Annotated in this window: 12 protein-coding genes; 5 read left to right on the forward strand and 7 right to left on the reverse strand. The window is 72.1% G+C overall.

Going from position 1 to position 12009, the window contains the following annotated elements; genetic code table 11:
• Positions 1–168: 168 nt before the first annotated feature.
• Both ACIQWG_RS04785 and ACIQWG_RS04790 read left to right on the forward strand, forming a co-directional pair.
• A complete protein-coding gene (locus ACIQWG_RS04785) occupies positions 169–1059 on the forward strand; it encodes an arginase family protein (RefSeq protein ID WP_404090177.1) in 891 nt (296 codons plus the stop codon).
• A gap of 109 nt (positions 1060–1168) precedes the next feature.
• Positions 1169–2161 (forward strand): alpha/beta hydrolase, encoded by a 993-nt coding sequence (locus ACIQWG_RS04790; RefSeq protein ID WP_404090179.1) that lies wholly within the window; start codon positions 1169–1171, stop codon positions 2159–2161.
• A gap of 182 nt (positions 2162–2343) precedes the next feature.
• Here ACIQWG_RS04790 and ACIQWG_RS04795 read toward each other — a convergent pair whose 3' ends face one another.
• The 7 genes from ACIQWG_RS04795 to ACIQWG_RS04825 all read right to left on the reverse strand — a co-directional run bounded on the left by ACIQWG_RS04795 (position 2344) and on the right by ACIQWG_RS04825 (position 8913).
• Entirely contained in the window at positions 2344–3573 is a 1230-nt protein-coding gene (locus tag ACIQWG_RS04795; protein WP_404090181.1) for an MFS transporter, read from the reverse strand.
• Positions 3574–3575: 2 nt separating this feature from the next.
• Positions 3576–4376, reverse strand: a complete 801-nt coding sequence (locus ACIQWG_RS04800) for a DUF899 domain-containing protein (RefSeq protein ID WP_404090183.1) — start codon at positions 4374–4376, stop codon at positions 3576–3578.
• A gap of 184 nt (positions 4377–4560) precedes the next feature.
• Positions 4561–5421 carry an RNA polymerase sigma-70 factor gene (locus ACIQWG_RS04805; protein ID WP_404090185.1) on the reverse strand — a complete coding sequence of 287 codons (861 nt, stop codon included), beginning with the start codon at positions 5419–5421 and terminating at the stop codon, positions 4561–4563.
• On the reverse strand, positions 5421–5996 hold the full coding sequence (locus ACIQWG_RS04810; RefSeq protein WP_404090187.1) for a carboxymuconolactone decarboxylase family protein: 576 nt from the start codon (positions 5994–5996) through the stop codon (positions 5421–5423). Before ACIQWG_RS04810 ends, ACIQWG_RS04805 begins: the two co-directional genes overlap by 1 nt.
• Before the next feature lie 94 nt (positions 5997–6090).
• Entirely contained in the window at positions 6091–7242 is a 1152-nt protein-coding gene (locus tag ACIQWG_RS04815; RefSeq protein ID WP_404090189.1) for a serine hydrolase domain-containing protein, read from the reverse strand.
• 174 nt (positions 7243–7416) lie between these two features.
• Entirely contained in the window at positions 7417–8169 is a 753-nt protein-coding gene (locus ACIQWG_RS04820) for a dienelactone hydrolase family protein (protein ID WP_404090191.1), read from the reverse strand.
• 123 nt (positions 8170–8292) lie between these two features.
• Complete coding sequence (locus ACIQWG_RS04825) at positions 8293–8913, reverse strand: L-threonylcarbamoyladenylate synthase (protein WP_404090192.1); 621 nt, start codon at positions 8911–8913, stop codon at positions 8293–8295.
• Positions 8914–9055: 142 nt separating this feature from the next.
• Here ACIQWG_RS04825 and ACIQWG_RS04830 point away from each other — a divergent pair, with 142 nt between their 5' ends.
• The 3 genes from ACIQWG_RS04830 to ACIQWG_RS04840 are packed head-to-tail and all read left to right on the forward strand — an operon-like array spanning position 9056 to position 11968.
• Complete coding sequence (locus tag ACIQWG_RS04830; RefSeq protein ID WP_404090194.1) at positions 9056–9286, forward strand: hypothetical protein; 231 nt, start codon at positions 9056–9058, stop codon at positions 9284–9286.
• 21 nt (positions 9287–9307) lie between these two features.
• The gene (locus tag ACIQWG_RS04835; protein ID WP_404090195.1) at positions 9308–10408 is read left to right on the forward strand and encodes a DUF2716 domain-containing protein; all 1101 of its coding nucleotides are present in this window, start codon (positions 9308–9310) and stop codon (positions 10406–10408) included.
• A 51-nt stretch (positions 10409–10459) separates the two neighbouring features.
• A complete protein-coding gene (locus ACIQWG_RS04840; RefSeq protein ID WP_404090197.1) occupies positions 10460–11968 on the forward strand; it encodes a helix-turn-helix domain-containing protein in 1509 nt (502 codons plus the stop codon).
• Positions 11969–12009 lie beyond the last annotated feature (41 nt).

Raw genomic sequence — 12009 nt, forward strand, 5'->3', positions numbered from 1 at the left:
GACGGTGTGGGGGGAGTGAAGCAAGCCTTTGCTGTCAGTTGCAGTTGAATTCTTCATTACCGTGAGTCAACTTCGGCCGCGCAGGGACGAGATTCGGCCATATGGCGACCCGGTTCCGGTAGCGGGAGGGTGGAAGACGTACGCCGAAGGCAGTGGAAGGGGCCGGGCATGCGGGAACTGGTGATCATCGAAGCGCCGTCCGTGCTGGGCCTGCGCCCGTCCGGGGTCCAGGAACTGCCGGCCGCGCTGCTGGGGGCCGGACTGCTCACCGATCTCGACGCGGTACGGGCCGGAAGGGTCGAGCCGCCGCCGTACGACCCGACGAGGGACGCCACGACCGGCGTGCTCAATCCCCACGGCATCGCGGAGTACTCCGTCCGCCTGGCCGACGCCGTCGCGGACGCCGTCGACGGGGGCCGGTTCCCGGTCGTCCTCGGCGGGGACTGCACCGTCCTGCTCGGCAACCTCCTCGCCCTGCGCCGCCGTGGACGTCCGGGACTGCTGTTCCTCGACGGGCACACCGACTTCTACCAGCCCTCGGCGGAGCCGAACGGCGAAGCGGCCTCGATGGAACTCGCCCTGGCCACGGGGCGTGGCCCCCGGCTGCTCACCGACCTGGAGGGGCGCGGCCCGCTGCTGAGGGACGAGGACGTCGTCGCGTTCGGCTTCCGCGACGCCGACGAGTCCGCCGGGGCCGGAATGCAGCCGTTGCCCGCCGAACTGCACACGGCCGACCTCGACGCCGTGCGCGCGTCCGGTGCGGCCACGGCGGCGCGGCGGGCCGTCGAACGGCTCACCGCCGGACCGAACGACGGGTTCTGGGTGCACCTCGACGTCGATGTCCTGGACGACGCGATCATGCCCGCCGTCGACTACCGGCAGCCGGACGGGCTGACCTGGGAGGAACTGGAGATCGTGCTGACCACGGCACTGGGCGACCCCGCCGCCGTAGGGCTCGACGTGACGATCTTCAACCCCCGTCTCGACCCGGACGGCACGATCGCCGGCCGCCTGGCCCGGAGCCTGCGCCGGGCCCTGTCGGCACGCGCCGGATCCTGAGTCGGCAGACCGGCACGACTTTGCCGAACCGGCAAAGAGCCTCGCGAAGCTCCGCCGGGCCCGAGCAGGATGGCGGCACCCGCGCAGCCCGTAGGAAACCGGAGGAAACATGCCGCACCCAGCCCACCCGGAAGCGGACATCACCCACCGACTGGTGCCCGCACCCGCCGGCCGGCTCCATCTCGCCGAGCAGGGGACGGGCCCCCTCGTTCTCCTCGTGCACGGCTTCCCCGAGTGCTGGTACTCCTGGCGCCACCAGCTGCCGGCGCTGGCGGCGGCCGGATACCGGGCGGTCGCCCTGGACGTGCGGGGCTACGGCCGGTCCTCCAGGCCCGGGCCGGAGGACGCCTACCGGATGCTGGAGCTGGTGGCGGACAACGTCGCCGTCGTGGACGCGCTCGGCGAGCGGTCCGCCGTCATCGTCGGGCACGACTGGGGCGCCAACATCGCCGCCGCCTCCGCACTGCTGCGCCCCGATGTGTTCCGCGCGGTAGGGCTGCTGAGCGTGCCCTACACCCCGCCCGGCGGACCGAGGCCGAGCGAGGTGTTCGCGCGGATGGGCGGCCCCGAGGAGTTCTACGTCTCCTACTTCCAGCAGCCCGGCCGGGCCGAGGCGGAGATCGAGCCCGACGTGCGGGGCTGGCTCGCCGGCTTCTACGCCGCCCTGTCCGCCGACACCATGCCTGCCCCCGGGGCCCCCGACCCGCACTTCGTCACTCCCGGCGGCACCCTGCGCGACCGTTTCCCCGCCGGACGCCTGCCCGCCTGGCTCGACGAGTCGGACCTGGACATCTACGCCGGGGAGTTCGAACGCACCGGCATGACCGGAGCCCTGAACCGCTACCGGAACATGGACCGGGACTGGACCGACCTCGCCGCCCACGCCGGCGCCCCCGTCACCCAGCCCTCCCTGTTCCTCGGCGGTGCCCTGGACGCCTCCACCACCTGGCTGGCCGACGCGATCGACTCCTACCCCACCACCCTGCCCGGCCTGGTCTCCTCGCACGTCCTCGACGACTGCGGGCACTGGATCCAGCAGGAACGCCCGAAGGAGACCAACCGCCTGCTCCTCGACTGGCTCGCCGCCCTGCCGGACAGCTAGGGCCTGTCGTTTGGATCATGCCGGCGTCGCGGGGTCTGGTGCGCACATCTGCCGCGTTGTCGTCACTCGCCGACGCTCCGCGTCGACTCCCTCCTCCGCCTTGCAGCTGCACGCACCAGACCCCGCTCGGCTCGGCCGAGAGGCGCAGTCCCTCTCAGCCGACCTGATCCAAACGACAGGCCCTAGGCCGACCGACCGGCCGACGGCACCGGCCGCCGCAGCAGATACCCGGCCGCCGTCGCGACCAGGACCGTCATACAGGCGATGAACACCAGCCCCGCGCCCTCCAGACCGATGGGACCCGTCAGCACCCCCACCCCGACGACCGGGAGCGAGATGCCGCAGTACGCGACCACGAACAAGGTCGAGATGACCGCGGCCCGCCGGTCCGCCGGGGACGCACCGGCCACCGAGGACAGCGCCGCGCGGAACGACAGCCCCTGACCGGCGCCGCCGACGAGCGCGCTCGCCACCACCAAGGACAGCAGCTCCCAGAACAGCGCGCCCGCCAGCAGCGCCAGCCCGGCGAGGAGCGCGGCACAGCCCAGCGGCAGCGACCGGCTCACCCCGACGCGGCCGACGGCCAGTTGCCCGGCGGTCGAGGCGAAGAACGCCAGCGCCACGACCAGTCCGCTCACGGCGTGGTTGCGCTCGTGCAGGGACTCCGCGAGGAACGCCGGGCTGACCGACGTGAACACCCCGAACAGGGCGAACCCCACGAACGACGCGGTGGCCGCCGGTCCGAAGACCGACCGGACCTGCGGCGGCAGACTCGCCCCTTGCGGCCGTACGGTGTTCAGCGGGCGCCGCTCCCCGACGGTCTCCGGCAGCCGCAGCACGACGGCCGCCGAGCAGACCACCAGGGCGAGATGCACGGCGAACGGCAGATACAGCGGCCAGGAAGCGTACTGCGCCAGCACGCCGGCGAGCAGCGGACCGCAGCCCAGGCCACCCATGTTGGCGGCGGTCGCGACGAAGGTGGCGCGGGCGGCGCCCTCAGGAGGCGCCAGCTCCATCACATAGGCGGTGGCGGCTCCGGTGAGCAGACCGGCGGACAGTCCCGACAGCAGCCGGCCCACGTACAGCCAGCCGAGTGCGGTGGCGAGGAGGAAGCAGACGGCGCTGGCGGCGGCGAACCCCAGGGCCGCCATGATGACCGGACGTCTGCCCACGACGTCCGAGACGTTGCCCGCGAGCAGCAGGACACCGATGACTCCGAAGGCGTACACGGCGTACACGATGGTGACCGTCAGCTCGGAGAACCCGAACTTGTCCTGGTAGTGGCCGTAGAGCGGGGTCGGCAGCGTGGTGCCGGCCATGCCCACGGCGAACACGGCACCGCCGAGCAGACACGCCCGCCACCCCCGGCGAACGGCGAGGCCCCGGCCCCCGGCGACGTCGCTCCTCGCCATGCTCAGACGTCGTACTCGTCGGGCGGCAGCAATCCCGGCCCGCCGACCTGGAGTCCCAGCGGCTGTGCGCGGCCCCGGGGTTCCTCCCACTCCTCCTGGCGGCCGAGCGGGGTGAGGTCGAGCCACGGGTAGCCGTTGTGGAACTCCTCGATGCCCCGGCCGAACGTGGAGTACGTGTGGAACACCTCGTCCCCCACGCGCAGAAACGCGCTGATTCCCGGATAGTCGCCCCGCATCCACTCCTCCCACGGCTCTCCCGCCTCGGCGAGCTCGGAAGCGGTGCGATGGGCGACCTGCACCGGGGCGACGCGTTCGTCGACGGTCGCATGGAAGTCGTAGTTGAAGTGGCTGCCGGCCGAGGAGTACCAGGGGAACGTCCACCCCATCCGCTCGCGGTAGGCGGCGAGCTTCCCGTACGGCGCCCGGGTGACCGCGACCAGCGTGGTGTTGCGGACGTTCAGCTGCCGCAGCGAGGCCGGGATCTGGTCGGCCGCCGAGGAACAGCTGGTGCAGCCCGTGTCGCGGGGGTGCTCGGTGCCGTCGGCGTCGATGTCGTACGTCCACATGAAGTGGTGCATGACGAGCTGGGGCCGTCCCTCGAAGAGATCGAGCAGACCGACCTTCCCGCTGGGCCCCTCGAAGGCGTACGGCTTGTCGACGCGGACCATCGGCAGCCGCCGCCGCTCGGCGTTGACCCGGTCGCGCGCCCGCGTGAGCTCCTTCTCCTTGGCCAGCAGCTCCCTGCGGGCCGCCGTCCACTGCGCACGCGACACCACGTCCGGCAGGTTCGCCATCGAGGTCATCCGTTGCCTCCCCATGGGGCTCGTGCTGCGGGCGGGTGCGCCTCCAGCTTGCTCCCCCGCCAAGGGGGTCGCATGTCATCCGCACGACATCGGCCGCTGCCGCACACCGGGAACGGCCTACGGGGTGAGCGTCCCGGACGTTGCGCGCCGCCCGGAACACCCACCACGCGACGCCGCCTCCGGATCACCTGGTGAGCTCGACCAGCTCCTCCAGCCGTGTCAGCTTGCGCGGGTTCGCCGTCGCGTAGATGCGGGTCACCCGGCCGTGCTCGACCACGAGGCTCACCGCGGCCGACCGGCCGTCGGTCTCCACCCGTGCCGCGGGCGCGCCGTTGAGCCACACGGCCGTGGTCGAGAACGCGGACCGGTCCGAGCGCGCCAGCAGCCTCGCCACGAGCTCGGCCCCGTGGACCGGAGCCGACGCGGCGGCTGCCTCTCCGCCGCCGTCGGCGATCAGGACCACATCGGGCGCCATGACCTCCATGAGGTCCTGCAACCGACCGGTGCGCAGCGCGGCCAGGAACCGGTCCAGCACGGCCTGCTGCTCCGACCGGCTCACGCGCACCCGGGGCCGCCGGGCAGCCACGCGCTCGCGGGCCCGCCGCGCGATCTGCCGCACCGCCGGCGCGGACCTGCCGACGGCCTCGGCGATCTCGCCGTGCGGCAGGTCGAAGACCTCGCGGAGCACGAACACCGCCCGTTCCACCGGCCCGAGCGTCTCCAGCACGGTCAGCATCGCGATCGAGACGCTCTCCGCGAGTTCGACGTCCTCGGCGACGTCGGGACTGGTGAGCAGCGGCTCCGGCAGCCATTCGCCGACGTATTCCTCGCGGCTGCGGGCCAGCGACCGCAGCCGGTTCAGCGCCTGCCGGGTGACGGTCCTCACGAGGTACGCGCGCGGGTCACGGACCTGCGCCTGGTCGACCTCGGCCCACCGCAGCCAGGACTCCTGCAACACGTCCTCCGCGTCGGCCGCCGAGCCGAGCATCTCGTAGGCGAGCGTGAAGAGCAGGCTGCGGTGGGCGACGAAGGGATCCCCGGTCATCACGCCGACGTCGCACCGGACTTGCCGGGCCGTGCCGTGAGCGGGATCTCGCACGCGTGGGAGAAGCCCTGCGATGTGACGCCGTTCGCCACGTTGGCCCGCGTCGCGAGATTGACGAACGCGATGTACGCCGTGAGCTCGACCATCGCCGCCGCGCCGAGCCGCTCCAGGAGCGTCGCGTACTGCTCGTCGGTCACGGTCGGCGGTGTGTTCGTCATGGCCTCGGCATACCCCATCACGTCCCGCTCCAGCGGCGTGAACACCTCGGACTCGCGCCAGATCGGCACCTGGCTCGCCTTGCCGAGGTCCAGATTCTCGTTCCGCGCCTGGAAGTAGCCGACGTCGAGGCACCAGCTGCACCCGACCTGCGCGGCGACGGCCATGTGCGCGAACGTCTTCAGGCTCGCGTCAGCCGCCTTCCACGCGCCCACCTTGCCGCCGAACTCCAGGTTGTCCTGCGCGACTTCGGGGCTGTGCCACACCACCTCGATGTTCTCGGGCACGGCCCCGAGCTGTTCGATCAGGTTCTCCTTGAGCTCGACGGGAAGCTCGGCCTTCGGAAGGCGAAGCGCCATGGTGTCCTCCTTGTATGTCAGCGAGTTCGACATGAAGACACCGGCGGCCCGGCGAATGTGACAGCGGCTGCCGGACCACGGGACCGTGTGAGGTCTAGTCGCACAGCGCGCGCTCGATCAGCGTCCGCCGCGCCGCCGCTCGTACGTCCTCCGTTGCGGGGTCGAACGACCGGCTGAACTCCGCGACGGTCAGCCGCCGGGAGCCGTCGTCGCTCGCCACCACCTCGACGTTGTAGCCGAAGCCGTTGCCACCGTGGGTCCAGGAGCCACCGCCGCACGGCAGGGGGTGGTAGTACAGCCCGAGCCCGTATCCGGTGTGCCCCCGTGGATCGCTCGGGATGTCCACCAGGCTCCGCATGTCGGCGAGTTGGGCCGCTGGCAGCAGCCGGCCGCCGATCAGCGCCGCGATGAAGTCGTTCAGGTCCTCGGCCGTGCTGACGATCGACCCGTCCGCCCCGCTGTCCAGGGCCCGCACCGCGATCGTGGTGTCGACCAGCGGGCCGCCGGGCGTCCACTGCTGGTAGTTGTGGGCGTGCGGGTGGGGGAGGAACGGCCAGGTGCCGGGCGTGGTGGTGTGCCGCAGCCGCAGCGGCCCGACGATCCGCTCCTGGACCTCGGTGGTCCAGTCCTGGCCGGTGACGGACCTGATCAGCATCCCGGCGAGGACGTAGTTCGTGTTGGAGTAGGCCCAGGTCTGCTCCGCGGGCGCGTGCCGCATCGCCGTCGCGACGAGCTCGTCGGGGCGGGCGGTTCGCCAACGGTTGCGCCGGTAGTCCTCGGGCGTGGTGAGCGTCGGGTAGATGTCACCGGCGTAGTCGTGGAGCCCGCTGGTCTGCCGCAGCAGCTGCCGTACGGTGATCCGGCGGCCGTCGTTGCCGTTGCCGGTCACGACCCCCGGCAGCCACCGCTCCACGGAGTCGGACAGCGACAGCCTTCCCTCCGCGACCAGTTGCAGCACCACGGTGGCCACGAAGGTCTTCGTCACACTGCCGGCGCGCAGGAACGGATCCTCCGGCACGGGGCGGGCGGTTTCGAGTTCGGCCACGCCGCTGCGCACGGTCTCGGCACCGACGTCGGTCTCCAGACGCGCGAGCGCCCCGGTGACGCCCAGGTCGCGCAACGCGTCCAGGTCACGCTGGAGCCGGCTCTCGCGCGAGTCGGCGACCGCCGGCGGGCCGGGCAGGAGCAGCGCCCCGACCACCAGCAGCAGCACGGACATGATCCTCGGGCTCGATGGGGTCCTCATGGGTCGAGTGTGTCGAGGGCCGGTCGCCGGGGTCACTGGGGACAACCCGCGAAGACCGCTGGGGCAGGCCCCACCGTCGTCCAACGACCGCATGCCGTGGACCCGGTGACGCCGACCCGGACACGCAGGCATCGCGGGCGCGGTCGGAGTTCCGGCGGACCGTGCCCCGCGGACTCAGAAAGTCCGCTTCAGCAGATCGAGCAACGCCTCCCAGTGCCGCTCGTCGGCGCCGTGGTCGTACGCGCTGGTGTCGGCCTGCGTGTAGCCGTGGTGCGCGCCCTCGTAGACCTCGTACTGGTGGCGGACGCCGGCCGCGGTCAGCGCGGTCGCGAGGCGCTCCATCTGCTCGGGCGGCATCGAGTGGTCCGCGTCGGCGTGCCCGAAGTACAGCTCGGCCGTGATGTGTTCGGCAGCGAGGTGCGGGCTGTCCGGCGCGTCGGTCGCCAACTGCCCGCCGTGGAAACCGGCCGCGGCCGCCACCCGGTCGGGGTAGGCGCCGGCCGTCCGCAGCGCGAGCCGCGCGCCCATGCAGTAACCGGTGAGGGCGACCGGACCGTCGGCGACCTCGGGCCGCTCGGCCATCCAGCGCAGATAGGCACCGGCGTCGCGCATCGCGAGCTCGGGTGTCAGGGACTGGATGACGGGGGCGATCTTCTCCCACAGCTCCGGCCGCGCGGCGGGGTCGATGTGCTCGGGCAGGTCGAAGACCGGGCTGCGTCCGTGCCGGTAGAAGACGTTCGGCACCAGGACCGTGTAGCCGGCGCCGGCCAGCCGGTCGGCCATCGCGCTGAGATGAGGGCGCAGCCCGAAGGCGTCCTGGTAGAGGAGGACACCGGGGTGGGGGCCGTCGCCCGGATGAGCGAGGTAGGCGTCCGCTACGCCGTCCTCGGTGGGGACGTCCACGTCTGTTCCCTGTACGGAGGTCATGGGGCTTGCCTCTCTGCGCAGTCCACGGCGAACCGGTCGCCGACCCGGCGGAATCGGGCCGCACGCATGGTTGCACGTACCATCCAAACCGGCCGCCGCACCCCCTCCCACTTGGGCACGGCTTTACTCGAACCGGGACGTGTCACCCGCTCCCTTCCGCACGACCTCGGCCTCACCGGACGAGAAGTCGATCACCGTCGTGGGCTCGGTGCCGCAGTCCCCGGAGTCCACCACCGCGTCCAGCACGTGGTCGAGCCGGTCCTTGATCTCCCAGCCCTGGGTCATCGGCTCCTCCTCGTCGGGCAGCAGCAGCGTGCTGGACAGCAGTGGCTCCCCGAGCTCCGTGAGCAGCGCCTGGGTGACGACATGGTCGGGAATGCGCACGCCCACCGTCTTCTTCTTCGGATGCTGGAGCATGCGCGGCACCTCCCTCGTCGCGGGCAGGATGAACGTGTAGCTGCCCGGCGTCGATGCCTTGATCGCCCGGAACACGTCGTTGTCGATCCGCACGAACTGGCCCAGTTGCGCGAAGTCCTGGCAGACGAGGGTGAAGTGGTGCCGGTCGTCCAGACGGCGAATCGACCGGATCCGGTCGATGCCGTCACGGCTGCCCAGCCGACAGCCCAGTGCGTAACAGGAGTCCGTCGGATACGCGATCAGCGCGCCGGAGCGAATGCTGTCGGCCACCTGGGCGATGGTGCGCGGCTGGGGGTTGTCGGGGTGCACATCGAAGTACTTCGCCATTGGACGAGCCTATGCCCTGGATGCCCGGCGTCCGCGCAGGCCGGGTCCGGCGGGGGTCCGCGCGGACGAAAAATCGCTGGTGAACGGGTGCGGTCGGCAGCAGAATGACCCCGGCCCGGGTAACGGAGGGGGAGGGGGCGAGATGGCTGCGCTGTCGGCGGCGTACGACGCACAGGTGCGCGGACATGTCCCGTCGTGCCCGCCCGTCGGAGCGGTGCTCGCCCAGGACGGCCCGATCCTGCGCGTCCACTACGGCACCCACGCGACCGTGCGGCACGCACCCCTGCCTCGCACGACCACGCCGACGGAGGTGGCCGGATCGATCCGCCGGCAGCAGCAGGTGTGCGCCGGGCGGAACGAGCCGGTGGAGTGACGGGCCTACGCCCATGACGAGGTGTCACTGCACGAACCCCTGCGCACGGCCGGCTTCCGCCCCGGACCCGAACGGTCCCTGTTCATCGCCGGTCTGTCGTGTCTGAGCGTCGGTGCGCAGCCCCCGCCGCGCCACCGTGTGCGGGGGCTGCGTCACGGCGACCACCGGACCCGCGAGGTCGCGGCGATGGCGGCGCGCGGCGGCCGGTACCGCACGGCCTACGCGGAACTGCGGGCCGACCATGTGGGGTTGTACCACCAGGTCCACGTGCAGCTGCTGGAGTCGGAGACGCGACTCACCGGCGTGGGATGGGCCGAGCGGCTGCGGGATGCCGGCTTCCTCCTGATCCACGGGATGACCGGTCCGCACCCCGAGTTCCTGCCCCAGTGGGTGCGGTGGGCATCCGGCTCCGTCACACACGCCGCCGCCGAGACGGGGGACAGCGAGCTCAAGGCGGCGTTGATCGAAGCGGGGTTCGAGGAGGTGTCGAGCGTACGGACGTATCGCTGGGAGCCGCCCGGATCCACCCCGGCCACCACTCGCCCGGTGCGGGCACTGCTCGCCGAACCCGAGTACACCGCTCTGCTGGACGCCTTCGAGGAGAGGTTCTCGTTCAGGCCCAGCCTCACGCACCACCCGGGTATCGAGGAGCCGGCTGCCTCGGTGACCTGGCACGTGGGCGACCTCGGCGACACCGTGGTCGGGCGGCCGACCGACCTCCCGGACCAGCACCCGGTCCGGCTGGTGCAGGCGATCGTCGAGCGCGGCCTGCTCGCCCGCCTCCGCCCAGGCGAGCGGCTCTACTCCGCCGACCGGCACCACGAGGGTTACGTCTTCGACCCCGACCGCGTCGGTGGAACCGGTGCGCCGGCCTGGCCCAGGGCAGTCTGCCAACCGGGCGACTATCACCAGTACCTGACCGCGGACCTGCGCCTGGGCACCTTCTGGCACCCCGGGGAGGAGTCACTCTGTGTCTTCGGCGCCGAGCTGCTCGCCGAGGTCGAGACCGACCTCACCGCCGTGTTGGGCACCGTCATGCGCCGGGGTGGCCGAAACACCGGCAACGTCTGGACCTTCGAGTCGGCGTCCCGCCCATCCCATGGTCATGGACACGTGAGGTAACGTCCCCGACCGGTACGTCGTGGAACGGTGCAGGACGAGGTGAAGGCCGACGTGGCTGGCAGAGAGGACGGAAACCGTCAGGCCGGGATGAGGCACGCCGACGGCTCGGCGTGGGCGGAGGAGTTGCTGGGGCATCTGCGGCCGAACGGGCGGGACGTCCGTCAGGTCGTCAGCTGGCTGGCGGACGCCGTGCGCGGCGTCGTCTCGCTCCAGGACGACACCGGCACGCACCTCGCCGGCACCCGGCAGCCGCTCGACGACGATCTCGTCCAGGCCGTCGCCGCCGGCCGCATCGCCTCGGCCGCCTGGGACGGCCAGGGCCTGCACCTGCGGCTGGTCAGGGTGACGTGTCCGAACTCATCGGCGGCGGGCGTCCTCGCCGTGTCCCGTGAGTCACCGTTCGACCGGCGCGCCGCCGACATCGTCACCCACACCGTCCAGGTCATCGAACTGCTGCTGAGGGCCGACGAGACGACCGCCGCCGGGCTCCGGCTCGAACAGGCCACGTCCGACCTGCGGCTGGCGATCCTTCAGCTGCTGATGGTGGAGGACACCGTCTCGGCGCGCCGCGTCGCCGCGGGGCTGTGGCCCGGCCTGCTGGACACGGACACCGCGTCCGTCCACGTGGTCGAGGGCACGGTGGAGGAACGCGACCGGCTCGCCGAGGAATGCATCGACGCCACCGGCGAGCGGGCACTGGTCGTGCTGTGCCCGGCGGTCGACCAGCATGTGATCGTCGTGACGCCCGGCGAGGCCGAGGCCCGCGAACTGCGCTCGCTCATCGGCCCGCGCCCGCGCACCTTCCTCGGCGGCAGCGCCCGGCACAGCCTGGCCCGCACCGCCACCGCGTACGGACAGGCCGTGAGCGCCCTCGCCGTCGCCCACTTCCGGCCCGACAAGGCCGCCGTCTACGCCGAACGCACCCACCCCGAGCGCCTCGTCGACCCGGTGGCGCTGCGCGACTGGACCGACCGGCTGCTGCGACCGCTGGACGCCCTGCCGCACCACACCCGGGCGGAACTGCTCGCCACCACCCGGCTGGGCCTGGAGTTCACCGCCGTGAACGCGGCCAAGATCCTCGGCGTCAGCCGCAACACCGTCCGCGCCCGGATGGAACGCGTGGAGTCCCTGCTGTGCGCGGACTTCGCCGATCTGACCGCCCGGGCCGTGGTCCACCTCGCGCTCAACATCCAGGTGAGCCGGGGGGACGCCCCGGTCGGCACCGGCACCCGGGACGCTGCGTCCGCCTCCCTCGACCTGCTGTCCGGGCCCGCCATGCGGACGTGGGCGCAGGACCTCCTCGCCCGGCTGGACCGGGACACCAGGGATCTGCGGCGCACCCTGCGGACCTGGATCGCGGCGGGCGGCAACGCCGAACGCACCGCGCAGACCCTCGGGGTCCACGCCCAGACCGTCCGCGAGCACGTGCGCAGCGCCGAACCCGTCCTCGAACGCCAGCTCCTGGCCGGCGGCACCGACCTGTACGAGGTCGTCCTCGCGCATCTGGCGCTCGGCGACCTCGATCAGCCCGCCCTGCACGGTGCGAAACCGGGCCTTTAGGACTCATCTGTGCACGGGTGAGTCCCGCCGGCGGCACAGTG

The organism is Streptomyces sp. NPDC098781 (assembly GCF_044759995.1).
Lineage (GTDB): Bacteria > Actinomycetota > Actinomycetes > Streptomycetales > Streptomycetaceae > Streptomyces.

Coding starts and splice junctions, on each gene's coding strand:
- ACIQWG_RS04805 (WP_404090185.1), bottom strand. CDS start 5,421: ATGACCGGGGATCCCTTCGTCGCCCACCGCAGCCTGCTCTTCACGCTC.
- ACIQWG_RS04785 (WP_404090177.1), top strand. CDS start 169: ATGCGGGAACTGGTGATCATCGAAGCGCCGTCCGTGCTGGGCCTGCGC.
- ACIQWG_RS04800 (WP_404090183.1), bottom strand. CDS start 4,376: ATGACCTCGATGGCGAACCTGCCGGACGTGGTGTCGCGTGCGCAGTGG.
- ACIQWG_RS04830 (WP_404090194.1), top strand. CDS start 9,056: ATGGCTGCGCTGTCGGCGGCGTACGACGCACAGGTGCGCGGACATGTC.
- ACIQWG_RS04825 (WP_404090192.1), bottom strand. CDS start 8,913: ATGGCGAAGTACTTCGATGTGCACCCCGACAACCCCCAGCCGCGCACC.
- ACIQWG_RS04820 (WP_404090191.1), bottom strand. CDS start 8,169: ATGACCTCCGTACAGGGAACAGACGTGGACGTCCCCACCGAGGACGGC.
- ACIQWG_RS04795 (WP_404090181.1), bottom strand. CDS start 3,573: ATGGCGAGGAGCGACGTCGCCGGGGGCCGGGGCCTCGCCGTTCGCCGG.
- ACIQWG_RS04810 (WP_404090187.1), bottom strand. CDS start 5,996: ATGGCGCTTCGCCTTCCGAAGGCCGAGCTTCCCGTCGAGCTCAAGGAG.
- ACIQWG_RS04790 (WP_404090179.1), top strand. CDS start 1,169: ATGCCGCACCCAGCCCACCCGGAAGCGGACATCACCCACCGACTGGTG.
- ACIQWG_RS04815 (WP_404090189.1), bottom strand. CDS start 7,242: ATGAGGACCCCATCGAGCCCGAGGATCATGTCCGTGCTGCTGCTGGTG.